This is a genomic window from Candidatus Amarolinea dominans (assembly GCF_016704685.1).
Classification (GTDB): domain Bacteria; phylum Chloroflexota; class Anaerolineae; order SSC4; family Amarolineaceae; genus Amarolinea; species Amarolinea dominans.
In genome coordinates, this window is the sequence record NZ_JADIZS010000017.1 from 90,195 (window position 1) to 112,486 (window position 22,292).

19 protein-coding genes and 5 pseudogenes are annotated in these 22,292 nt (G+C 61.6%); 5 read left to right on the plus strand and 19 right to left on the minus strand.

Features of this window, described 5'->3' with window-relative positions:
* Window positions 1-80 precede the first annotated feature (80 nt).
* The 7 genes from IPF85_RS12775 to IPF85_RS12805 form a co-directional block, all read right to left on the minus strand.
* The gene (locus IPF85_RS12775) at window positions 81-1,121 is read right to left on the minus strand and encodes a S1 RNA-binding domain-containing protein (protein WP_343408471.1); all 1,041 of its coding nucleotides are present in this window, start codon (window positions 1,119-1,121) and stop codon (window positions 81-83) included.
* A 9-nt stretch (window positions 1,122-1,130) separates the two neighbouring features.
* The gene (locus IPF85_RS12780; RefSeq protein WP_343408472.1) at window positions 1,131-3,077 is read right to left on the minus strand and encodes a histidine kinase N-terminal 7TM domain-containing protein; all 1,947 of its coding nucleotides are present in this window, start codon (window positions 3,075-3,077) and stop codon (window positions 1,131-1,133) included.
* 5 nt (window positions 3,078-3,082) lie between these two features.
* Window positions 3,083-3,613, minus strand: coding sequence for a GNAT family N-acetyltransferase (locus tag IPF85_RS12785; RefSeq protein WP_343408473.1), 531 nt, complete (start codon window positions 3,611-3,613; stop codon window positions 3,083-3,085).
* A 35-nt stretch (window positions 3,614-3,648) separates the two neighbouring features.
* Entirely contained in the window at window positions 3,649-4,332 is a 684-nt protein-coding gene (locus IPF85_RS12790) for a response regulator transcription factor (RefSeq protein WP_343408474.1), read from the minus strand.
* A complete protein-coding gene (locus tag IPF85_RS12795; RefSeq protein WP_343408475.1) occupies window positions 4,322-5,335 on the minus strand; it encodes a sensor histidine kinase in 1,014 nt (337 codons plus the stop codon). Before IPF85_RS12795 ends, IPF85_RS12790 begins: the two co-directional genes overlap by 11 nt.
* An 88-nt stretch (window positions 5,336-5,423) precedes the next feature.
* Window positions 5,424-6,635, minus strand: coding sequence for an N-acetyltransferase (locus IPF85_RS12800; RefSeq protein WP_343408476.1), 1,212 nt, complete (start codon window positions 6,633-6,635; stop codon window positions 5,424-5,426).
* A 147-nt stretch (window positions 6,636-6,782) separates the two neighbouring features.
* Window positions 6,783-8,012, minus strand: a complete 1,230-nt coding sequence (locus tag IPF85_RS12805; RefSeq protein WP_343408477.1) for a hypothetical protein — start codon at window positions 8,010-8,012, stop codon at window positions 6,783-6,785.
* A gap of 321 nt (window positions 8,013-8,333) precedes the next feature.
* Here IPF85_RS12805 and IPF85_RS12810 point away from each other — a divergent pair.
* The 4 genes and pseudogenes from IPF85_RS12810 to IPF85_RS12825 form a co-directional block, all read left to right on the plus strand.
* Window positions 8,334-8,483: pseudogene (locus tag IPF85_RS12810) on the plus strand (HD domain-containing protein); the annotation flags it as partial.
* 161 nt (window positions 8,484-8,644) lie between these two features.
* Window positions 8,645-9,094, plus strand: a pseudogene (locus IPF85_RS12815) (HD domain-containing protein); the annotation flags it as partial.
* Between the two features lie 76 nt (window positions 9,095-9,170).
* Complete coding sequence (locus tag IPF85_RS12820) at window positions 9,171-10,232, plus strand: TGS domain-containing protein (protein WP_343408478.1); 1,062 nt, start codon at window positions 9,171-9,173, stop codon at window positions 10,230-10,232.
* On the plus strand, window positions 10,160-10,354 hold the full coding sequence (locus tag IPF85_RS12825) for an ACT domain-containing protein (protein ID WP_343408479.1): 195 nt from the start codon (window positions 10,160-10,162) through the stop codon (window positions 10,352-10,354). The genes IPF85_RS12820 and IPF85_RS12825 overlap by 73 nt, the downstream gene beginning before the upstream one ends.
* Window positions 10,355-10,525: 171 nt before the next feature.
* Here the strand turns inward: IPF85_RS12825 and IPF85_RS12830 are convergent.
* The 6 genes and pseudogenes from IPF85_RS12830 to IPF85_RS12855 form a co-directional block, all read right to left on the minus strand.
* A pseudogene (locus IPF85_RS12830) lies at window positions 10,526-11,056 on the minus strand (choice-of-anchor J domain-containing protein); the annotation flags it as partial.
* Window positions 11,029-11,397 carry a hypothetical protein gene (locus IPF85_RS12835; RefSeq protein WP_343408480.1) on the minus strand — a complete coding sequence of 123 codons (369 nt, stop codon included), beginning with the start codon at window positions 11,395-11,397 and terminating at the stop codon, window positions 11,029-11,031. The gene IPF85_RS12835 and the pseudogene IPF85_RS12830, both read right to left, overlap by 28 nt.
* A gap of 116 nt (window positions 11,398-11,513) precedes the next feature.
* Window positions 11,514-12,559: pseudogene (locus IPF85_RS12840) on the minus strand (ABC transporter ATP-binding protein).
* Window positions 12,560-12,563: 4 nt separating this feature from the next.
* Window positions 12,564-13,358 (minus strand): ABC transporter permease subunit, encoded by a 795-nt coding sequence (locus IPF85_RS12845; RefSeq protein WP_343408481.1) that lies wholly within the window; start codon window positions 13,356-13,358, stop codon window positions 12,564-12,566.
* Entirely contained in the window at window positions 13,355-14,218 is an 864-nt protein-coding gene (locus tag IPF85_RS12850; RefSeq protein ID WP_343408564.1) for an ABC transporter permease subunit, read from the minus strand. The genes IPF85_RS12845 and IPF85_RS12850 overlap by 4 nt, the downstream gene beginning before the upstream one ends.
* 57 nt (window positions 14,219-14,275) lie before the next feature.
* Window positions 14,276-15,294: pseudogene (locus IPF85_RS12855) on the minus strand (extracellular solute-binding protein).
* Between the two features lie 615 nt (window positions 15,295-15,909).
* Here IPF85_RS12855 and IPF85_RS12860 point away from each other — a divergent pair.
* Window positions 15,910-17,013 (plus strand): hypothetical protein, encoded by a 1,104-nt coding sequence (locus IPF85_RS12860; RefSeq protein WP_343408482.1) that lies wholly within the window; start codon window positions 15,910-15,912, stop codon window positions 17,011-17,013.
* Between the two features lie 21 nt (window positions 17,014-17,034).
* Here IPF85_RS12860 and IPF85_RS12865 read toward each other — a convergent pair whose 3' ends face one another.
* The 6 genes from IPF85_RS12865 to IPF85_RS12890 all read right to left on the minus strand — a co-directional run bounded on the left by IPF85_RS12865 (window position 17,035) and on the right by IPF85_RS12890 (window position 22,267).
* Complete coding sequence (locus tag IPF85_RS12865) at window positions 17,035-17,802, minus strand: alpha/beta fold hydrolase (RefSeq protein WP_343408483.1); 768 nt, start codon at window positions 17,800-17,802, stop codon at window positions 17,035-17,037.
* A gap of 7 nt (window positions 17,803-17,809) precedes the next feature.
* Window positions 17,810-18,856, minus strand: a complete 1,047-nt coding sequence (gene trxB / locus IPF85_RS12870; RefSeq protein ID WP_343408484.1) for a thioredoxin-disulfide reductase — start codon at window positions 18,854-18,856, stop codon at window positions 17,810-17,812.
* An 82-nt stretch (window positions 18,857-18,938) separates the two neighbouring features.
* Window positions 18,939-19,688 carry a 16S rRNA (uracil(1498)-N(3))-methyltransferase gene (locus tag IPF85_RS12875; RefSeq protein WP_343408485.1) on the minus strand — a complete coding sequence of 250 codons (750 nt, stop codon included), beginning with the start codon at window positions 19,686-19,688 and terminating at the stop codon, window positions 18,939-18,941.
* Between the two features lie 9 nt (window positions 19,689-19,697).
* On the minus strand, window positions 19,698-20,618 hold the full coding sequence (prmA, locus tag IPF85_RS12880) for a 50S ribosomal protein L11 methyltransferase (protein WP_343408486.1): 921 nt from the start codon (window positions 20,616-20,618) through the stop codon (window positions 19,698-19,700).
* A gap of 93 nt (window positions 20,619-20,711) precedes the next feature.
* The gene (gene dnaJ, locus IPF85_RS12885; protein ID WP_343408487.1) at window positions 20,712-21,857 is read right to left on the minus strand and encodes a molecular chaperone DnaJ; all 1,146 of its coding nucleotides are present in this window, start codon (window positions 21,855-21,857) and stop codon (window positions 20,712-20,714) included.
* Window positions 21,858-22,021: 164 nt separating this feature from the next.
* Window positions 22,022-22,267 carry a hypothetical protein gene (locus IPF85_RS12890; protein ID WP_343408488.1) on the minus strand — a complete coding sequence of 82 codons (246 nt, stop codon included), beginning with the start codon at window positions 22,265-22,267 and terminating at the stop codon, window positions 22,022-22,024.
* Between the last annotated feature and the right edge of the window lie 25 nt (window positions 22,268-22,292).

The window sequence follows — 22,292 nt, forward strand, 5'->3', positions numbered from 1 at the left end:
CGGCGGCGGTTGCAGCGGAGGGCGATTCGGCAGCGGTGCATGCTTCTTTGACATAGGCGGTTAGATGTGTACGCTGGCACTCACGTGCGAGCCTGCGGCCGGCGCAGACTGAGCGCCAGCCGGCGGTTGTGCGGATCAATGCTGAGCACACGTGCGGTCACGGTGGTGTTCTCCTGTACCACGTTGCGTGGATGCAAAAAACTACCTTCGGCCAACTCAGAGATGTGAATCAAGCCCTCCAGCCCCTCTTCCAGGCGCACGAAGGCGCCAAAGCTGACCACGTTGGTCACCATGCCCTGCACCTGTTGGCCGATCTGATAGCGCTCCTGCACGCTGGTCCACGGATCAGGGGTCAGGCGCTTGAGGCTCAGCCCCACCCGGCGCTGCTCCTTGTCCACATCCATCACAAAAACGGCAATGTGCTGCCCCAGTTGCAGCACTTCAGCCGGATGCCCTACCCGCCCCCAGGAAAGCTCGGAGATGTGAATCAAGCCTTCGACGCCTCCGCCCAGGTCCACAAAGGCGCCAAAATGACACAGGTTGCTGACCGTGCCGTTGCACCGGGCGTTGGGCTGCAGTTGGCTCAACACGTCAGGGGGGTTCTGTTCCTCTTGGGTGACGCGTTCGGACAGAATCAACCGATTGCGTCCCCGATCCAACTCGATGATGCGGATGCAAATGGGCTTCCCCACGCGCACGCCCAGCGAAAGCCGGCGGTTGTCGTTGACAAAAGTCAGGCCAATCAGATGGGAAGATGGCACGAAGCCGGTGAGCGAATTGAGTTTGACGAGCAAGCCACCGCGGTTGTAGGCCGTTACCATGAGTTCGTAGGTCTGATTTTGTGCCATGCCCTGCTCGGCCAGGCGCCAATCGTGCTCCTCAGGCGGCAGCTCCGCCAGTGAATCTGGCTCCTCCGGGGGAGCTGGAGTCGCATCGTAAACGGGTTGTGCCTCCTGCAGCAGGGGCGCCAGGGGCGGTTTCTCGTCGTACTCCTCTTCGGCTAATAATGACTCCCAATAACCATCTTCAGCCCACGGAGGGGTTTCTGCGTTTGTATGGCTCGATCCTGTATGGCTCGATCCTGCCGGCTTCGCCTGCACACTACTATATTGACGCCGCATTGATAAACTCTACTCCTGCTGTAATTTCTCTTTTTCCATGTCGGCCAGCGTGCGGGCAACCTCCGTAATGGCCACCCGCTGTTTACGGTACAAATCGGACTCGCTCAACGCCAGGCGCATCGCAATGTCGCGCACGCGCTCGCCCTGTACAAATCGCATTTCCAGGATATTGTACAAGAGCCATTCTGCCGCCGTCAATTTCCGGTCGCCGCCGGGGCGCTGCAACTCGATGGCTCGTTTGAGCGCGCTACGTAAGGCACGGCTGGGGTTGTTGTCATTTTCGGTCAGCAAATCAGCCACCACCTGCAGTTTGAGCAGCGGGCTGTTGGTCAGCTTCGGCCCACCCCAAAGGTGCGTCAACGCCTCGCGCACCCAACGCTCGAAGTCTGGTTGGGCCACCAGGCTGCCATCATCCATGGCGGGCAGGGGGATGGCGCCGGTGTACTGCACCGTGCTGCGCCAGGCCTGCATACGCTCGATCTCGGGGATGATGTGACGCAGTGCGGCGAACAGCCCCTGCTGTACCTGGCGATCTTCCAGGGCCTTGGCCGCCTGCCGCAAGAGGGCACGCACCAGAAAACGCTCCTCCGGCGCGATCCCGGCGCGCGGCGGCTGTGTACTGTCCACGGCCAGACCCAACCAGCCGACCAGATCGCCGCCGTTTTGTTCGCGCAGCGGAAAGAGCCAGGTACCACCGCAGATGAGCAGATCGGACGCGGGAGCCGGCTGACCGTCACGCTCGCCCTTGCCACCGGCGCCCCCCCCCGCCGCGGCTTCTGCAAACTCATCGCTCTGTAGAAAAGCGGCGGCGGCATCGTAGGGGCCAACCACCGCCTCCAGGCGCGGGTGCTCGTCCGGGGGGAGCGCGGCCACGAAGCCGGCCGGCATGCGCAGAGTCTCGCACAGTGCCACCAACACATTCTCCAGCACCTGGCGCAGATCGGTCGAGGTGAGCAGGTGACGGTCAATCTCAGCCAGCCAGGCGACCTCGGCCCGGTCACGCCAGTAGATCAGGCGATCAATCAACGGCTTGGCCAGGTGAATAGCCACCTGCAACAGAATAATGGTCGCCACAACGGTTGACACCAGGACCATTTCACGTGGCAAGCCCCACAGTTGTTGCGTATCGGGTATGGCCAGCATGAGCATCACGATGAGAGTGCCCAAAATGGGGCCGCGCAGCAGGTAGTAGATCAGGCTTTGGCGCACCACACGGTCAGGCGCCAGCACCCCGAAATAGGCCACGGTGTAGGTGAGCACCACCAGCATGAAACCGATCACCAGGTTGCCCACGGTGGACAGCAACAAGATAACCGGCGCGGAGATGAAGGTGGGTGCAGAAATGAGCACCAGGAAAGGAAAGACGCCGATACCCGGCGCGGCAAAGGCCACGCTCAGGTAGTTCAGGCGGTGCCGGGCGGCCGGCGTCAGGCAGCGCCGTCGCGCCTCGAAGACGTTGCGCGCGCCAAAGAGCGCCGTCACCGCAAAGAAGAGAACGTAGACTGGGAACAACGGCCCGGGCGCCAGGTGTGTCACCGGCAGCTGCATGATGCCATCTGACACCAGAAAATCGGTGAACACCGCCAGGGCACACAGGACGGCGCTGATGCCGTAACTGACTACCACCGTCAGGAAGCGCCGCCGTGAGCGCCAATTGGTGGTGGAAAGGAGGGCATGGGAAAAATGCAGGTATGCGGCCGGGATGAAGGCAATGCCAAACCACTGCAAGCGCAGCCAGGGCGCGGCTGCGGCCACCGAGGTGACACGCCCCACGGCCACGTCACCCGCATACACCACCGTGACACATGCCAGCAGCATGGCGAACGAACGTCCGACATCGCTCAGCAGGTTATGCGTCAGGACATAGATCAACAGCGCGAACGCCAGAATGACCGTCGCCGACGACAAGATCAGGTTGGCAAACGCAAAAATCCGAGTCCAATCTAAATCGAACACAACATCTATCTCAGAAATCCGCCAAAAAACAAAGCTATATCCAGGTTTGCGAAATAACGTTCGTTGAATCCACAGAAGGCCAGGCCATGTTTACGACAAAAACAGACCGCCGGGTGGTTCTTGCTCTGCACCGCCAGCATGATCCGCCGTACCCCGCGTTGCACGCCCCATTCGTGCGCGGCGCGCAGCAAGGTAGTGCCAACACCGTGACGCCGCGCGGGCGCTGCCACGACCAGGTGATCCACCCAGCCCAGTTCGCGATCAGGCTGCAGGCTCATCACCGTGTAGCCCAGGATTTCATGCTCGTCTTCGGCCACCAGCACGCAATCCCCGCGTTCCCATTGGTCGAGCAAACCCTCACCCCACGGGGGATAAGAGGCCTTGAGCGGACGCGGCAAGCGGACCAGGCGCAGCGTGACCGTGATGACGTCTTCCTCGACGCGTTGATCCACTTGCCAGACGTGATCGGTTTCGAACACGCCGCTGATGTGAAAACAGCGGGAAAGATCGGCCAGATTGGCCGCACGAATATGCACGGACGGTTCTAATACCTTTCGCGGGGTTGTGACGCCTACTTGATTTCGCTACGCTGTCGCTGAAAGTAGATCGCAGCGGCTTCGGTCCGATTGCTGACGCCAAGTTTCTGATAAATGTTCTGCAGATGGAACTTGACCGTGTTTTCGCTCAACACCAGGCGATCAGCAATCTGCGCGTTGGTCATGCCTTGTGACACCAACGCCAACACCTCTTCCTCACGCTCCGAAAGCACCTGCGGGTTAGGCTCCGCCTTGGGCTGCGCGTGACTGACCAACCAGCGGCGGGCTGCGCGCGGGAACACCAACTGGCCGTGGAACACCTGGCGGATCGCAGCCACGGTCTGTGCGGGGGGTTCAGTCTTCAGAGCGATGCCATCGGCCTCCAGTTCCAGGGCGCTCTGAAACGATTCACCGTCGCTGAACGCGGTCAAAATCAGGACCTTCGTCGGCAGGTTCTCGCGGCGAATCTGGGCCAGGCACTCCAGCCCGGTCATGTCGGGCAGTTGAATGTCAATCACCGCCACATCAGGCCGCCGCGCACGCACCTCTGCGAGCAGATCACGGCCATTCATGGCAGAGCCGACCACATCCATATCGGGTTCCTGTTTGAGGATGCCGCGCAGCCCCTTCAACACCAGTTCATGGTCGTCTGCCAGGACCACGCGAATCGGCAGCAGTTTTGCGTTTTCGTCAGGGGTCAGGTTGCTGTTAGTGCTCATAGAGCGGAATCCTTACCTGAATGCGCGTGCCTTGTCCCGGGAAGCTGTGAATGGTGAATGTGCCGCCCGCCATCTTGACCCGATCGCGCATGCCACGCAGGCCGATGTGGTGGCCGGCCTTTTCCTCTGCCTCGGCGGCGAGCGCGGCCTGCGCATCGAAGCCGGCCCCCAGGTCGGTCACTGTCAGGCACAGGCTGCCGTTATCCATACTCAGGCGCACGAAATGACGGCTGACGCCCGCGTGCTTGTGCGCGTTGAAGAGGGCTTCCTGCAAAATCCGATAGACCGCAATCTTGATTGGCAGCGGCACCATCGGCAGCGAATCCTCAACCTCCAGGTCAACCGTGCTACCGGTCAACTCCTCGTGCTGGATAATCAGCCCTTCTACGACGGCCGGCAGACGCCGGCGGGCAAACTCAGGCGGACGGAAGGTGCCGATGAAGTTACGAATCTCCGTCAATGAGCTTTCCAACAGCCCCGACACCCGCGGCAGGCGCTTCTGCAGCTCCATGTGGTCTTCCAGTGTCAGGCCGCTGCCATGTTGCGCCAGTTGACTTTGCAGCAGGTTGACCTGGGAGAGGGCCGCGAACATGTTTTGCACCGGGCCATCGTGGATGTCCAGGATGATGCGGCCGAACTCCTCTTCGTTGATGGTTAGCATGTCGAAGGAGGCGGCGCGCGCCTGTTCCCACTGCTGCCTTTGCTGCTGCACCGTCCGCTCCAGCGCGATGACCCGTGCCGCCAGGCGCGTGACCGCATTCGTGGTCACATCGAGGGTCGCAGGCTCGACGGTCGCCGCGAAGGCCAGGCACAAACGTCCCCACGGTTCATTCTCGACCATGATGGGCGCCTCGCGCCAGGTCACTGCGGCGCCATCGAGAGTGATGTCCGCCAGCAAGTCGTCCTCGCACCAAAGCTGCGCCCGGCCGGCGCCGCAGGCGCGTGCCACATCGGTCAGCAGCGCCTTCCCATCGTCATCCGTTTGCCATAATATGCCAGGCACCGCTTCTCCTTTGCGCTGCGTGGCTAAAACCGCAGCCACAATCTGCGCAGGCCAGGCTTCGACGTGCAGTCGCCCGCCTGCTGCGTCCTTATACCAGGGCCTTTTCGTAGACCCGGTAGGTCTTATACACACGGCCACCGAGCATCTGCAAGGCGCGATTCATCATGACATTGCTCTCCAAAATCCAGGAGCCTTCGCCACGCTGATAGCCCTTGGACAGGGCGGCACGCGCGGTTTCGTAATAGAGCAAGGCATCCACCCCGCGCCCGCGCCACTCTTCGACGACGCCCAGGGCGATCACGCGCGCTGCTTTGATGCGACGCTGGTAGTACAGCGCCTTGAGAATCGTCAGCGGGTTGACGCGGCCGTTCATGTGCTTGAGTACGACGTTGGCATCGGGCACCGTCAGGCCCACGCCAATGACGCGTCCGGCCTCCGGCCCCTGCGCCACCTCGGCAATCCAGATCAGGACAGGATCTATGGCCTGCTTGAGTTGTTGCGCCAGGTGGTCCATCTCGGCCTCGGTCATCGGCACAAAGCCCCAATTTTTCTCCCAGGCCTGATTATAGACCTCCTTGAAACGTCCCACCTCACGATCGAAATCCTTCATATCAATCGGCCGCAAACGGATTTCGCCGCGCTTGCGCACTTTTTCCGCCACACGCGTCAGCTTGGTGGGCAACTGGCCCAGGTCACGCGCTTCGCCAAAATCCATGAAATAGGCGAACAGGTCCATCGCCTTGTGAAAACCGGCCTGCTCGACCAACACCGGATAGAACGGCGGGTTGTAGGTCATCATGACCATGGGTGACGAATCGAAACCATCTACCAATAGCCCACATTCATCGTTCGTGGAGAGGTTCATCGGCCCGCGAATGGCGGTCATGCCGCGACCGGCCACCCACTCACACGCTGTGTCCAACAGCGCCGTGGCCACCTGGGGATCGTTGAGGCATTCGAAAAAGCCGAAAAAGCCGACCTGCTCGTTATGAAACTCGTTGTGGCGGTGGTTGATGATCGCCGCGATCGTGCCGACCACTTCGCTTTGCAGGGATGCCAGCGGCATGTCAGGTGTGAGAGTCGTATCGACGCGCTTGATGAACGCGGAGGCCAGAAAAAGCGCCACCTCCATGTGTTCGAGAGATGGGTTCTTCTTGGGGTCGAACATCGCCTTGCGATCACCGATCAAGGGCGGCACCCAATAGGGGTCACCCTTGTAAACGCGCCAGGGGAACCTGATGAATTGCATCTTCTCGCTGTCCGTCGTCGCTGCGCTCACCCGCAGATTGATTAGTTCCATTAGATATCTCCCGTGTGGTATCTCCCGTGTGGTATCTCCCGTGGCATCTCCATCTCATCCTTTCCAGCGTCATGCTGGTTTCGGCGCCGCGGCTTGCGCCGTTGGGCTTCGAAATCGTAGCTGCCCGTGCGGTCGCTCGGCAGCCGTTCAAAGCTCGCCGTAACGAACCATCTGCAAAAGACGCGTAAACTCGCGCTTGGGGTCGCGGGCATAGCGTTCGAGGTCCAGGTTGAGCATGCGGCTCTCTGCGCCATGCGGTCCCAGCGTCTGCGCGGCCCGTTGGTCCACAAACTGCCGCAGCGCGGCCAGGGCCGGCTTTTCGCTGCCATCTGCGCGCAACAGGCCGCAGGTACGCGTCCACTGGGCCAGATCATAGGGAGGCTCACTGTGCAGCGCCGGCGCGTAATCGGCATAGCACCAGAGGAAAACGCCCGCCACTCCCTGCCTGAAGGCGAGGCGCAGAGCTTCGGCGATGTAGGCGCTTTGCTCCTCCTCGCTGGCGAGGTAGATCCAGCGCGGCCAGCGCCACACGCGATCGGGTTGCACGACGCCAGGGAGGCCAGGGGCCACGGTGGGCAGGCCAATGGCGTGAATGAGCGGCGCAGGCACGCCGAGGGTGCGCATGAGATCACAGGCAAAACGGGCCGGCAACAGATCAAGGGGATCACGCGGGTCGGTAAACGTAAAGACCGACACCGCCACTTGGTCGAGCAGCGCAGCCAGGGCGGTCAGCGGCAAGGGAAAGCGACGAGTTACCGCGCGCTGTCCCAGGCCCCAGGTGCGTACACGGCCCGGTGACAGTTCGCCGATGCGCTCAGCGACCTGGCCGACCCAATCCTCCCAGGCGCCACGGCTGAGATCAAGCGGGAGCTGCTCCGCCCAGGCGCCCAGGTCCCAGCCCCACACGGCCGGATGGTTGCCAAAGAAACCAACGAGTTCATCCACCAGACGCATCTGCGCTTGCCGCCAGCGCGCGTCGGTGAAGATAGGGCGCAGCGCCCCCTGGCGAACCTCACGATCATGACTGATGAAGCGCACCGCCGGCTGCACCGGCCGCGGATCAAGGCACCAATCGGGGAAGAAGAAGGCGCCATCCACCGGGCCACTGAACAGGGTGGGCAACACAAACAGATGTTGATCTGCGGCCGCGGTCAACAGTGCGTCCAGGGAATCCAACGCGCGGTGGTTGATGTGCGCTTCACCTGGCTGAAAATCTTGCCAGGTCAGGAAGATGCGCACCGCGTCCAGCCCCCAGGCAGCAATCTGTGCCAGTTCGTCGCGCACTTCGCCGCGATCGAACGCCTGCCACAGTTTGATACCTTTGCACCGCGGGAAATAGTTTATGCCTAACAGAAATTGCGCAACGTCTGGCGCCATTCCGATGCCTCAGTGTGTTTCGGGTAGGGTCTGATTATATCGCAAATGGCGTTTTGCTGCCATTTGCCAGCGCGCTGTGAGCCTGAGCTCGCATGCACAAGTTTTCCATTTATGGCTGCCTGTAGTAGAATGGGAAGGGTTAAGTGAGGTGTTACCATGACAGTCAGCGATAACAACCAACCTTCGCCAACAACCCTTGATGGGCTTCTGGCCATGCTGCCCAAGAGCATGGCTCCCCAGGATCGTGATCTGATCGAGCGCGCCTACCACGTAGCCGATCATTCACACGAGGGTCAACTACGCGCCTCCGGTGAGTCATACATGTACCACCCTCTGGCCGTCGCCGGCATTCTGGCCGAGATCAACCTCGACGCGGCCACCCTGGCCGCGGCACTCCTGCACGATGTGGTTGAAGACACACCGTACACCATCGAAATGATGCAGCGCGATTTCGGACCAGAGGTCGCCAAGCTGGTAGATGGCGTGACCAAACTCGACAAAATCAACGAGCTGCGGCGCACCCATGAGCGCATGGCCGACACCAAAGGCCGAATCGTTGCGCAAGATGTTCCTGGCCCATGGTGGATGACATTCGCGTGGTGCTCATCAAACTGGCTGACCGCCTGCATAACATGCGCACGCTGGGCGCCCTGCCCGAACACAAGCGCAGACGCATCGCCCGTGAAACGCTCGAAATTTTTGCACCTCTCGCCAACCGCCTCGGCATCTGGCAGATCAAGTGGGAACTGGAAGATCAGGCTTTCCGCCACCTGGAACCGGCCACCTACAAGGCCATTGCACAGGCCATTGATCAACGGCGCGTGGAACGCGAACGCTCCATTGGCCTGGTGGTCAACACGTTGGAGCAAGAAATGCGCCAGATGGGCATCAAGGCGCATATCTATGGACGCCCCAAACACATCTACAGTATCTGGCGCAAGATGAAGCGCAAGGATGTGGACTTCGATCAGATCTACGATGCCCAGGGCGTACGTGTGGTTCTGGACGAATTGCGTGACTGCTACGCGGCGCTGGGGATTGTACACAGCCTGTGGCGCCCCATCCCCGGCGAGTTCGACGACTACATCGCCACGCCGAAAGAGAATCAGTACCGGTCGCTGCACACGGCCGTCGTGGGTCGGCGGCCGCCCGCTCGAGGTGCAGATTCGCACCGGCGACATGCAGCACACGGCCGAATATGGCATCGCGGCGCACTGGCGCTACAAAGAGCAACCCACACGCCGCGATGTGGATTTCGAGAACAAGATCGCCTGGCTGCGGCAGTTGATGGAGTGGCGTCAGGAGGTCGGCGAGGCGCAAGAGTTCGTGGATGCGCTGAAGACAGACATCTTTCAGGATCGTGTCTACACCTTTACCCCACGCGGTGACATCATTGACTTGCCGGCCGGGGCCACACCGATTGATTTTGCCTACGAGGTGCATACCGAAATCGGTCATCGCTGCCGCGGTGCACGCGTCAACGGCAAGATGCTGGCACTGGACAGCAAACTCGCACAAGGCGACCAGGTTGAGATCATCACCACTAAACGCGGCGGTCCCAGTCGTGATTGGCTCAATCCGCACCTGAATTATGTGCGCACGCAGCGGGCACGCAGCAAGATTCGGCAGTGGTTCCGTAAGCAGGATCGCCAGGAGAATATCACCGAGGGTCGCAATTTACTCGAAAAGGAATTGCGGCGCCTCAGCGTACAGCCGGCCAGCTATGAGAGCCTGGCCAAACAGTTCGGCTACGACAAGGTGGATGATTTCTTCTGCGCCATCGGCGCCGGCGATATCAACCCGCAGCAGATCGCCAGCCGTATCATGGAGGATGAGCGGCCACAAGATCCGGCCATGCTGATCCCGCCAGAGACCGTGAGCGGCAAGCGATCCAGCGAGTTGGAGGGCATCAGCGTCTCCGGCGTCGAGGGCCTGTTGACGCACCATGCCCAGTGTTGTAAGCCACTCCCCGGCGAGAGCATTGTCGGTTATGTCACCCGCGGGCGCGGGTGTCCATCCATCGCCGCGACTGCCCCAACATCCTCTCCACCAAGGAACATGAGCGCCTCATCTATGTGGAATGGGGCGGCGAACAGCGCACCTACCCGGTCAGCATTCTGGTCAAAGCCTTTGACCGCAGCGGCCTCTTGCGTGACATTGCCAGCTTGGTGGCGGATGAAAAGATCAACATGCGCGAGGCGCAGGCGCGCACCGGGCTGAAGGACAACTCGGCTGTTGTCACCGCTACCCTGGACATTAGCAGCACCGTGCAGTTGAGCCGTCTGTTGCCCCGCATCGAGCGCCTGCCCAATGTGGTCGAGGCGCAGCGTCAGATCGGCTGAGCGGACCCGTGTGACGATCAACAATAAAGGGCCAGGAGTTGACACTCCTGACCCTTTGTTTGTTTGCCCGCCGCAGGCATACGCCGATTGGCGTCCAACGCCTCGGCCTGATTCGCTGCGGCGAGCAGGGTTTGTGTCTCATCTGCTCGGCGAACCCGCACATCTACGCAGTTACGTCACACGATCAGCCGTCAGGCGATGCGGCGGCGCAGAACCAGGGCGGCCCCGGTAACCAGCAGCGCCAGCGGCGAGCGGCAGCAGCGTGGTGTTGGCTTGAGCATCCAGGGTGGACAGGGGCACGGCGGTGGGTGCCGCGGCCGTGTAGGAGACGGTGTCAATACCGATGTAGTTGGAGTTGGCGCCGCTCGGGCCGCCGTCGGTGACGAAGTAGCGGAACGCGAAGCGGCCCAGGGTCGGCGCAGGCACCTGCGCGGCAGTCAGCGTAACCACGTACTCGGTCCACACTTCAGGATAACCGCCGGCTGCCAGGGTCGGGTTGACCTCCGCGAGGACGGTGGTAAAGTCGCCCACACTGGTGGCAGTGGCGCCGACATTGGTGCTGGCGCCGTTGAGGCTCATGCGCAGTTCCAGCCGATCAGGCCAGATGCTGCCGGCGGCGGTGCTGGTCCAGAAGCGGAAGGTGTCGCCCGCCGACAGGGTGACGGCCGGAGTCATCATCCAGTTGCTGATGGTGCCCGTGCCGCTGGTGTTGTTGTAGTTGGCGCCGAGGTAGGAGGTGGGGCTGCCCGCCTGGGCCGGGAAAGACGGGTGTCATTGCCCTGGAACCAACCGGTGGAACCCAGGGGGCTGCTGTTGTTCTGGCTTGCCCAGCCCAGGCCAGGGAGCAGGGTGATATCCTCGAAGCCTTCACTGAAGTCAGCCAGGGGGGCCTGCGGGGCGGCCTCGGTGCGCTGCGGCAATTGGGCGCCGGTACCGGCATCGGACTTGGGGCCGCCGGCGGCCGAAGCGCCCAGGGCCAGCACGCTCAGACAGAGCGCAAGGACGAGTAAAATCGCCCATACACGACTTGCACGATTTAGCATGGTTTCATTCCTTTCTCATGTCGAACCTACGAAAAACAGAGCAGGACACAAACGGAGACGTAACGGCGTGACGGAACAATGCCCATTATAGCCGACAACGCCTGTAACGCCAATACCTATTCGGTGACCCAACAGGCGTGCGGCGGGAAGTTGACCGTGACAGGCTGGTTGACCTGGGGCAAGGTGAGCAGGCGTTCGTTGAAAAGATCAACCGACAGGAAGGTGTCTCCCAGGTCCACGCGCACACGCACGATGGCGCCCAGGAAGGTGACGGCTTCGATGCGGCCGTCCAGGTGATTATCGCCAGGCGAGTGTCCCAGGCCCAGTTCCTCCGGGCGGATGGCGAGGTATTTGGCTGCGCCGGTAGCGGCTTCGATCGGCTCGCCCGTGGCAACCGGCTGACCTTCGAAAGTACACATCCCGGTCTGAGGGTCGGCAATGGTGACAGGGAGCATGTTCAACTGGCCGATGAACGCGGCCGTGAACGCGGTCCTGGGGTAGTTGTAAATCTCGAACGGCGTACCGATCTGTTCCACCTGACCGGCGCTCATGACCACGATGCGATCGGAGAGGGAGAGCGCCTCTTCCTGATCGTGGGTGACATAGATCGTCGTGATGCCAAGCTGTCGTTGGATGCGGCGAATTTCGGAGCGCAGTTCGACCCGGATTTTGGCGTCCAGGGCGGAGAGCGGTTCATCGAGCAGCAGTACCTGCGGATGGATGGCCCAGGGCGCGCCAACGCGCTGCTGTTGACCGCCCGATAACTGATGGGGATAGCGGCCGCCGAAGCCGGGCAGATGAATCACGTCCAGCATTTCGGCCACGGTGCGGTCAATCTCCGCTTTGGGCGACCGCGCGATCTTCAGGCCAAAGCCCACATTGTCGGCCAGCGTCATGTTCGGAAAGAGGGCGTAGGACTGAAAGACCATGCCGACGTTGCGCTGATTGGGCGGCTTCATGGTGATGTCCTGGCCGTTGACCACGATCGTTCCGGTCGTAGGCAATTCGAATCCGGCAATCATGCGCAGTGTGGTGGTTTTGCCGCAGCCGCTCGGCCCCAGGAAGGAGATGAACCCGCCTCGCTCGACATCAAGGTTGAGTCGCGCACGGCGACGCTGTTCCCGAACACTTTAGAGATGTTTGTCAGGGCTAGAAATCCCATTGCCTCACCTTGCCCCCACGAGTTGGCGCTGGCCCGGCTGGCGCCCGAAGAATTGAATCAGACCCATAAAAAGCCAGGTCAGCGCGAAACTGATGATGGCCAACGCGGATGATTCATAGGTCTTGTTCTGCCCAATCAGCGACATATACGGGCCAAACGCGTTGATGCCCACGAGAAAACTGGCGATGGTATACTCGCCGACAACGGTCGCCAGGGTCAGGAACGCGCCGCTGAGCAGCGATGAGCGCAGGTTGGGGAAGATGACCTGCAACAGGATGACGCCCCAGCCCGCGCCCAGACTCTGAGCCGCTTCGGTCAGGGTACGCACGTCAATGGCTGCCAGGCCCGTGTCCACGGCCCGGTACATGTAGGGCAGCGCCAGGATGACGTAGGCGGCCACCAGCAGGGTGTTGGTGCCGGCGCGGAAGTTGGTGAGTGGCAGAAAGCCCCCGCCATACACGCGGATCAGGCCGAAAACGAGCACGATCGCGGGCACCACAAACGGCATGAGGGTAATGAACTCGATCACCGGTCGCAGCTTGGGCAGGCGCAGGCGGATCCAATAGGCGGTGGGGACGATCAAGATCAGGCTGACCAGGATGGTCAAGATGGCCATCTCCAGCGAGAAGAGCAGAGTTTGGCGAAACTGCGGATCGGCCAGCACACGCTGATAGGCGAGCAGGCTGAGTTGCCCCTTCTTGGCCCGCAGGGAGAAGTCCAGCGTGGCGTAGAGCGGCACGAAGAAGTAGAGGATACCCAGGGCAGTCCACAGCCAGCCCCACAGTGTGTTGCGTTTCATAGGCGCAGCCACCTTTCGCTGCGGCGGCGCAGCACGTAGTAGATGGCCATCGAGACCGCCATCACCACGACCATCCCCAGGGCCAGGGCATATCCCAGGCCAGGATTGTGCAGCACGTCACCCTTGATCTGGGAGCCGATGAGGATCGTCACCAGGTTGATCAGCCCGCCGGTCAGGGAGAGTGCGGTGGCGTAGGCGCCGAACGCGTTACCGAACAGGAGGATCATGGCGCCGAGCAGCGAAGGCATCAGCACGGGCAACCCCACAAAACGCCAGTATTGCCAGCCGGTTGCACCCAGATTTTCGGCAGCCTCGCGCCACTCGCGGCGCAGTCCTTCCAACGCGGGGGTGATGATCAGTACCATCAACGGGAACTGGAAATAGAGGTAGGTGACGCTCAGCCCCCAGAAGCTGTAGAGGTTGAAGCCGTGGTCGTAGAGGTTGAAGCCCAAGAGGTTCTTGAGCAGCACTGTCACCAAGCCCAGGCGGCCGAGGGTGGCGATGAAGGCGAAGGCGAGCGGTACGCCGGCGAAGTTCGAGGCCACGCCGCTGAAGGTCGCCATGCCAGCGGTCACCCAACGCGGCAGGCCGGTCAGGGTGGCTGAGTAGGCCAGGAAAAAGCCGAACAACCCACCGACGACCGCCGTGAAGAGGCTGATACGAATGGTGATCCAGTAGGCGCTGAGGATGGATGGCGTGAACAGACCGGCAACGTTGGCCAGGGTGAATTGGCCCTGGTTGTCCTGAAAGCTGCCGATGAACAACGATAGCGAGGGGAGGAATAGAAAAAACAGGGTGAAGATCAAAAAGGGCGCGACGCCAAGCCACGCCCAATTGACGCGACGTGCGGGACGCGCCAGTGGCGCGTCCCGCGGTGTAGAAGGTGTGGGTTGCAATGTGCTCGCCACGGACCGCTGCTACTTCACGTCGGCGCCGACGACTTTGTCCCAGCCATCGGTGATCGCCTTCTTGGCGGCATTGATCTGGTCAATGGTCGGGAAGACGGCCTTGGCGTAGAGATCGGCCGCCGGTAGGTTGGCAGTAATCTCAGCCGGGATCACGTTCCGCTTGACCATGTCATTGTAGCGGATGGGGTGGCAGCCGCCCTTCAGCCAGATCAACTGGCCTTCGTCCGAGTAGAGGTATTCCATCCACAGCTTGGCCGCGTTGGGATGGGGTGCGTACGCGCTGATGGCCTGGATGTAAACGCCGGCAATGACACCCGTCTTGGGAATCACGACTTCGATGTTGGGGTTGCCGGCCAGGGCGGTCTTGTCGGCCAGGGCGTTGTAGTCCCAGCGGGTGATGACCGGGGTCTCGCCTTTGGCAACCGTAGCCTGCTTGGCGATCACAGGAACGAAGTTGCCCACCTCGTTCAGCTTCTTGAAGAACTCCAGGCCGGGCGCCACGTTGTCGAGCGAACCGCCGTTAGCCAGGGCTGCGGCATAGACGCTCATCTGCGCCTGCGCCGAGGCACGCGGGTCGCCAGAGAGGGCCACCTGGCCCTTGTACTCCGGCTTGAGCAGATCGGCCCAATCCTGCGGTACGTTCTTCACGGCATCCTTGTTGACTTCGAAGGCCAGGGCACCGTAGTAGTCGCCGTACCAGTAGCCATCCGCGTTCTTCGAGTCAGCCGCAATGGTGTCCCAGGTACTGACCTTTGTAGGGCTGCACCAGCTTCTCTTCGACCAACTGCGGGCCAAAGCCGTAGCCGACGTCAATGACATCGGGCGCCTGTGGGCCTTTGTTATCCTTGTTGGCCTTGATGGCTTCGGACTTCATCGCCAGAGCCGGCATCGGGATTAAGCTCGTTGATCTGCAGGCCGTACTTGGCCTTGAAGCCGGTAATCGCTTCGCCGTAGTTGCACCAGTCGTGGGGCAGGGCGATGGTGGTGAGGGTACCCTCGGCTTTGGCGGCGTCAATCAGCCCCTGCATGTCGGCGGTGACGCCCGATGCAGCAGGTTCAGGGGCTTTGGTGGCCGGAGCGGCGGCAGGCGTGCAACCTGCAACCAGCAGCGCTAACACGGTAATCAGGATGCTCAGATGCATCAAACGGGACTTGCTCACTTCTTGTCTCTCCTTTTCATCGTATGGATAAGCGGCAGTGGCCTATCCAAGCCAGAAGTCTGAAAATAGAACGGTATTTCAGGGCTAGTCAAGCCCTTAGAGCGCCACATACGGCGCCGGCGGTCAGCCATCGTTTTACGGGTCCACCTCCTTGTGGCGGGCAGATTGGCCCCACGGACGGGGCGAGGAGGAAAGAAGAACTCAGTTGCAAGGGACATTCTAACACCGTTCACCCGCATCGGCAAAGCGCGGCCGGGCGGTTGGAAACCGCTGCCTAACGCAGTCAAAAATCGCATAATCCTGGTCGCCGCCGGATTCGTCCAGCGCGGCCTGAAATTCTTCGTCGTAGACATCGGAAATGCGTTCTTATTGTAGCGATGTTTGATGGAATTCGCAAACAAAATCGTTTGGCCGCGGCTTGACACGCCCTGTGTCCTGAGGTAGACTTCGGTCAGTTGACAGAGGCAGGAAGGAGCAGCGCCCGTGCCTGACACCGATAATCCACTGAAAAACCTGATCTTGACCTACAAAGAGACCTTCGCCGAGTGGCTGATGGGTAAGCGGTTGCGCTCGGTGCGCACCTTGACTATCGAACTACCAGCCTCACGTCAACGCAGTGATCTGCTTTTCGAGGCGGTAAGCGAAGATAACGATGTAGGGTTACTGCATATCGAGCTTCAAGGAAAGCGCAGTGCGGCCCCTATGCCCTGGCGTATGGTGGATTACATGAGTCGCACGGCGCGGCATGAATGGGGACGCCGCGCACCGCAGGGCAGCCTGAAATTGCAGAGCGTCGTTATCTACGTGGGCAAAGGTGCAGGCGCAGGCGATAATGGAGGGTACACAATCGTAAATTTCGCCGGCCAGGCTAGTCTGACGTGGCGCTATGATGTCATTCGCCTGTGGGAACTCGACGCAGAGGAGGTACTGCAACTCGACAAGCCGGCCCTCCTGGCGCTCGTAGGACAGATGCGTATGGCGGAACCAGGACGGATCGTTCCTGCGGTGCTTGACAAGATTGCGGCCATACCCGACGGCGGACAGCGTAATGAGTTACTGACAGCATTGATCAACCTGATTGGAGATGAGGGGGTGCTGAAGATGATCGAGCGTATGATTGATGTGGAACTGCTGGACACGCCCTACTTGCGACGGATTCGCCAACAGAGTTGGGAGAAGGGTGTTCATGAAGGGCGCCGTGAGGGCGTCGAGGAAGGGCGCCGTGAGGGCGTCGAGGAAGGGCGCCGTGAAGGCGTTGATGAAGGGCGCCGTGAAGGCGTTGATGAAGGGCGCCGCAAGGGCGTCGAGGAAGGGCGCCGTGAAGGCGTTGATGAAGGGCGCCGCAAGGGCGTCGAGGAAGGGCGCCGTGAAGGCGTCGAGGAAGGGCTGCGTGCCGCTGTCTTGGCCGCCATCTCCACGCGCTTCAATCCGCAGGTGCGCGCTTATCAGCCCCTGGAGCAGCGCCTGCGTCAGATTCATGATGTCAGCACTCTGTCACATCTACTGGAAATCGCTCTTACAGCAAACGCCCTGGATGAATTCCAATCTCAAGTGGAAGCGGCGACGACCGGTACGACGATCGCGTAGAGACGTTGCAATGCAACGTCTCTACCTCATCCCCACAAACTCCTGCACCGCCGCGGCCACGACCGCGCTCTGTTCGAGCATCACCATGTGCCCGGCCTCCGGCACTTCCAGCAGCCGCGCCGCGGGCATCTGCTGCGCCAGGAAGCGGCTGAGCTTGGGCGGCGTCAGCCGGTCCTCCAGGCCCACGATGACCAGGGTGGGCAGAGCAATCTGGCTCAGCGCGCCGGTCACATCGAACGCGCTGCACGCCACAAAATCGCCGTGCGTCACGTTCACAGGAGTCTTCAGCATCGCCGCGGCATATGCATCCAGCGTCGCGGGGTCTGCCTGGCGTTTGTAGGCCCATTCGGCAATCAGGCGCGCCGTGGCCGCATAGTCACGGCTCAGGCCATCCAGAATGGCCGGGGAGACCGCCAGCCGCGCGCCGGTGCCCACCAGGATCAGCCCGGCCAGGCGCTGCGGGTGGTGCAGCGCCACGGTTTGGGCAATCGCACCGCCCATCGAATGGCCGGCCAGGACGAACGGCGGCAGCTCCAGCGCATCGGCCCAATCCACCACAACCTGCGCATATTCCGCAATCGTGGTGCAGCCCGCGCCAGGCGATTGACCGTGGCCGGGCAAGTCCAGGGCATAAACCGATGTTTCAGGCAGGCGCCGCAGCTCACCCGGCCAGTGCATGGACGTGCCGCCCGCGCCGTGAACCAACACCAGCGGCGCGGCGTGCGGCGCAGCCCCCGACTGACTGCGCCGATAGTAGATCGTCTGCTCACCCAGTTGAATCGTTGGCATGGATCGCCTATGCCGTGACCGCGATGGTCGCCGGCGCCGCCGCGTGACCGGGATAGGCGCGGTCTTCCAGGTCGGCCAGGTATTTCTCAACTTCCATGGCGGCCGCGCAGCCCTGGCCCACCGACGTCGCAACCTGCTTGAAGCGCTTGTCCTGAATTTCACCGGCGGCAAAGACGCCGGCGATATTGGTGCGCATCAGCTTGTCGGTGAGCAGATAGCTTTCCTCATCCATGGCGACCTTGCCCTCGAACAGGGACGAGTTGGGCAGGTGGCCGACAAAAATGAAGACACCGCCGGTCGGCAAGGTGGACGTGGCGCTGGTCTTGATGTTCTGCAGGCTGACCGACGTCACTCCGCCGCTGCCGTTGTCATCGTTGATGGACGTGATGACCGTGTCCCAGATGACGTTGATCTTTTCGTGCTCGAAGATACGCTTCTGCAAGATCTGACTGGCGCGCAGGCTGTTGCGGCGATGGATCAAGGTTACTTTGCTGGCAAAGCGGGTCAGGAAGAGCGCTTCCTCGGCCGCGCTATCGCCGCCGCCGACCACCACCACCTCACGACCACGGAAGAAGAAGCCATCGCAGGTCGCGCAATAGCTCACGCCGCGGCCGGTCAACTCCTTCTCGCCCGGCACATCCAGCTTGCGCGACGACGCGCCCGTGCTGATGATGATCGCCTTCGCCTTGTACTCCATCTCGTTGGCCGTATGCACGGTGAAGGGGAACTGCTCGAAATCAACCCGGTCCACATAATCATACTCGATGCGACAACCAAACTTCTCGGCCTGCTTCTGCATCTTCTCCACCAGGTCCGGGCCGCTCAGGCTTTCCGGAAAACCAGGGTAATTCTCGACCTCATAGGTAATCGCGACCTGCCCGCCAATTTCATTGCCGGTGATCAGGAGCGGATTCAGGTTGGCACGCGCCGTATACAGGCCGGCCGTCAGGCCCGAAGGCCCGCTGCCGATGATGATGACATTCTCAATCGCTTGTTCTGCAGCCGGCTCGATCACCCCGTGACCGTTGCTGCCGTTGGTTTCATTTTGACTCATGATTCTTTATTTTTTCCTCGACTATTTGATTTTCGATCCCGATCGCTTCTGTGGGCTTTAGATAGCTTGCGCAGCAATTTGGTTACATGTCGCCCATTTCATACAGGATCGCCGCGCCCGCGGCCAGCCCGGCCGTTTCTGCACGCAAGATGCGCGGGCCGAGGCCGATCAGACAGGCGCCAGACGCCGCCGCCAGGGCCGCTTCACCCTCGCTGAAGCCACCCTCCGGCCCGACGAAGAGGCTAATGCGCCCGCTCGCTGCGGCCGATGACCGCCACGCCTGCAGCGCAGGCTTCAAGCCGTGCCCTGGCGCAGATTCCCACAGAAACAGGATCAGGTCAGCCTGGCGAGCTGCCTCCTGGCAGGCGTCAACCAGGTCAAGCGGCGCGGCCAACGCGGGCAACCGGCCGCGCCGCGCCTGCTCAGCCGCCTCCTGGATGATGCGGCGCCAGCGGCTTTCCTTCTTACTGAGGCTGGCCCGGTCGTGCGTCACACAGCGTTGCGTCAACAGCGGCACGAAACGGCTGATACCGATTTCGGTGCCCTTCTGCAGCAGCCACTCGAACTTCTCGCCCTTCAACGTTGCTTGATAGAGGGTGATCTGCGTACGCGGTTCGCCCAACGCCGGCGCCTGACTGAGGATGCGCCCTTCTACGCCACTGCGGCTCTGATGGGTAATGCTCACCCGGTATTCACGTCCGCTGCCATCCAAGACCATGATTTCAGCGCCCGGCCCCAGGCGCAGCACCTCGCGCAGGTGATGCGCGGTCTCTGCAGCGAGCGTGACCGCCTCCCCGTGAATGGCCGTGGGTGTGACAAAAAAGCGGTGCATGGCTGCCAATCAGTGCTCGACCAGGTGTTGCGCCACCAGACCGACCCAATCGCCCTCGTCCAGCCGCGTCGTCACCGTGAAGCCATGGCGCGCCAGCGCGGCCAGCACCGCATCGGCCCAGGTGTCAATGATGCCGCCCAAGATCAGATGGCCGGCCGGCCGCAGCCAGGCGTGCAATCCCGCGTCCAACAGAGCGATGATGACCTCTGCCAGGATGTTGACGACCACGATGTCGAAGCGAGCGTTATCAGTCTCAGGCTTCGACGGCAACGGTGTCGCCAGCAGACTGATCTGGCCGGCCACGCCGTTGATCGCCGCATTTTCACCGGCAATGCGCACGGCCAGGGGATCAACATCGGTGGCGACGATGGCGCGCGCACCCAACTTGGCGGCCGCAATGGCCAGGATGCCCGAACCGGTGCCCACGTCAAGCACCGACACGCCAGGCTGCACGAGCCGTTCCAGGCTGAGCAGACACAGCCGCGTGCTTGGATGGGTGCCGGTGCCGAACGCCATGCCAGGATCCAGCCGGATGACGATGTCGCCGGGCTGCGCGGCCGCCTCGATCCAGCTGGGCACCACAAAGAGGCGCTCGCCCAGGCGCATCGGCTGGTAGTGTACCTTCCAGGCGTTGGCCCAATCCTCTTCGGCCACCTCGCGCACCGCCGGCTCCGCAAAGGCGTACAGCATCTGCAGGTGCCAGAGGGCTTCTTTCACCTTTTGCACCACCGCGGCGGCCTGCGGCCCCTGGCGCACATAGGTGCGCACACTCATCTGCGGCGCGGTCAATTCACCACGGCTGTCGAAGCCGGTCAATTCCACAACCGCGCCCGCGGTGCCATCCTTCTCGTCGGCGTAGCGGTTGAAGACCTCACTGATCGCCTCGGCGGCTTCGCCGTCGGCCAGCACACTGATTTCAAGCCAGTTCACAAAAAATCCCGTCCAGTCCCCTGGCGCTTGCCAAAGTCGCCCCGGTGGACTGCATCATCGTGGCCGCGACGTGCAGCCGCCCGGCCTCTTGCGTCAATTGGACGGCTTGAACGCTTCGGTAATGGCATCCACCAGTTTATCGAAGGTTCCGCGTGGGGGTTTGTTGACATCAGGGGTGCCCAGGGTTTCACCCAACTCGCGCAATAACTGGCGCTGGCGCTCGGTCAACTTCTGCGGCATCACCACCTGCACCGTCACATATTGATCCCCGCGGTTGTTCTGGCGGATGTGCGGCACGCCCTTGCCCCGCATGCGGAAGGTGTGCCCGTGCTGAGTACCGGCCGGAATGGTCAGCTTGACCACACCGTCCAATGTGGGCACCTCAACCTCCGCGCCCAGCGACGCCTGGGCAAAATTGATCGGCAGGTTGAGGTAAAGGTCATACTCGCGGCGCTCGAACAGCGGGTGCGGCTGCACGTGCAGCACCACAAACAGATTGCCGGGTGGGCCGCCGCGGAAGCCCGGCTCACCTTCATTGGTCAGGCGAATCTGGGTGTTGTCATCCACGCCGGCCGGGATGTCCACTTGCAGGATACGCGTCATGCGCATGGACTTGGTCCCGCGGCACTCGGTGCAGGGCGTGGTGACGATCTCGCCTGCGCCACTGCAGCGCGGGCAGGTGGTGCTGGTGACAATCGTCCCGAAGACGCTCTGCTGGCGCCGCTGTACCTCGCCGGCGCCGTTGCACTGTGGACAGCGCAGCGGTGATGTGCCCGGCTCCGCGCCGCTGCCCTGGCAGCGCGTACACGGCTCCAGGCGGGTAATTTGCAGTTCCTTGGCCAGGCCGCGCACCGCCTCTTCGAACGCCAGGGTGACATCCACGCGCAGGTCGGCGCCGCGGCGCGGGGCCATGCGGCTGCGCGTATTGCTGCGCGCGCCGAAGCCGCCAAAAAACTCATCGAAAATCGAACCGAAGTCGCCAAAGCCACCGGCGCCGAACCCACCCGCGCCGCCCTGCGCCCCGGCATGACCGTAACGATCATACCCCGCACGTTTCTCGTGGTCGCTCAGCACCTCGTACGCTTCATTGACTTCCTTGAACCTGGACTCGGCATCCGCCGCCTTGTTCACGTCAGGATGATACTGCCGCGCCAACTTGCGGTACGCCTTGCGGATGTCGTCTTCGCCGGCATTGCGCTCGATTCCCAACACCTCGTAATAATCGCGTTTTGTACTCATAACCAGCTGCTTATGACCACTCCTATTCCCGTTCTTGCCCGCGTTTTTGTAAAAAAAACGGGAACCTATTCTTTGACAAATTATTAGCACTCAGACTCCTTGAGTGCCAGGGAATCATACGACGATCAAACGTTTTTGTCAAAGCCATGCCCGCCTGGCGAGGTTCAAGGCTGATCGGCCTGCGTCGGCGGCGCCGCCTCTTCTTCAGCGTCCGGGCCATCCTCCCAACTGATGATCCACACGCACGCGCCGGCCAGCAGGATCGTGATCACAATCAAGGCCAGCCATTGCAGGGCTGCAAAACCGACGCTCCAGGCCGACCAAATCAGGATGATGACCATCCCAAGCGCCAGCGCGATCCACATCGCCAGGTAAGGGTGTCGTTCGTAGAAAGACCGTAAATTATTCATGAGACCGTCTCTTTATAAGAATGCT

What these genes read in the sequence shown, in the direction of transcription:
- IPF85_RS12775 (WP_343408471.1), bottom strand. Translation starts at nt 1,121, where the DNA reads ATGCGGCGTCAATATAGTAGTGTGCAGGCGAAGCCGGCAGGATCGAGC.
- IPF85_RS12790 (WP_343408474.1), bottom strand. Translation starts at nt 4,332, where the DNA reads ATGAGCACTAACAGCAACCTGACCCCTGACGAAAACGCAAAACTGCTG.
- IPF85_RS12800 (WP_343408476.1), bottom strand. Translation starts at nt 6,635, where the DNA reads ATGGAACTAATCAATCTGCGGGTGAGCGCAGCGACGACGGACAGCGAG.
- IPF85_RS12805 (WP_343408477.1), bottom strand. Translation starts at nt 8,012, where the DNA reads ATGGCGCCAGACGTTGCGCAATTTCTGTTAGGCATAAACTATTTCCCG.
- IPF85_RS12835 (WP_343408480.1), bottom strand. Translation starts at nt 11,397, where the DNA reads ATGCTAAATCGTGCAAGTCGTGTATGGGCGATTTTACTCGTCCTTGCG.
- IPF85_RS12845 (WP_343408481.1), bottom strand. Translation starts at nt 13,358, where the DNA reads ATGAAACGCAACACACTGTGGGGCTGGCTGTGGACTGCCCTGGGTATC.
- IPF85_RS12865 (WP_343408483.1), bottom strand. Translation starts at nt 17,802, where the DNA reads ATGCCAACGATTCAACTGGGTGAGCAGACGATCTACTATCGGCGCAGT.
- trxB (WP_343408484.1), bottom strand. Translation starts at nt 18,856, where the DNA reads ATGAGTCAAAATGAAACCAACGGCAGCAACGGTCACGGGGTGATCGAG.
- IPF85_RS12875 (WP_343408485.1), bottom strand. Translation starts at nt 19,688, where the DNA reads ATGCACCGCTTTTTTGTCACACCCACGGCCATTCACGGGGAGGCGGTC.
- dnaJ (WP_343408487.1), bottom strand. Translation starts at nt 21,857, where the DNA reads ATGAGTACAAAACGCGATTATTACGAGGTGTTGGGAATCGAGCGCAAT.
- IPF85_RS12890 (WP_343408488.1), bottom strand. Translation starts at nt 22,267, where the DNA reads ATGAATAATTTACGGTCTTTCTACGAACGACACCCTTACCTGGCGATG.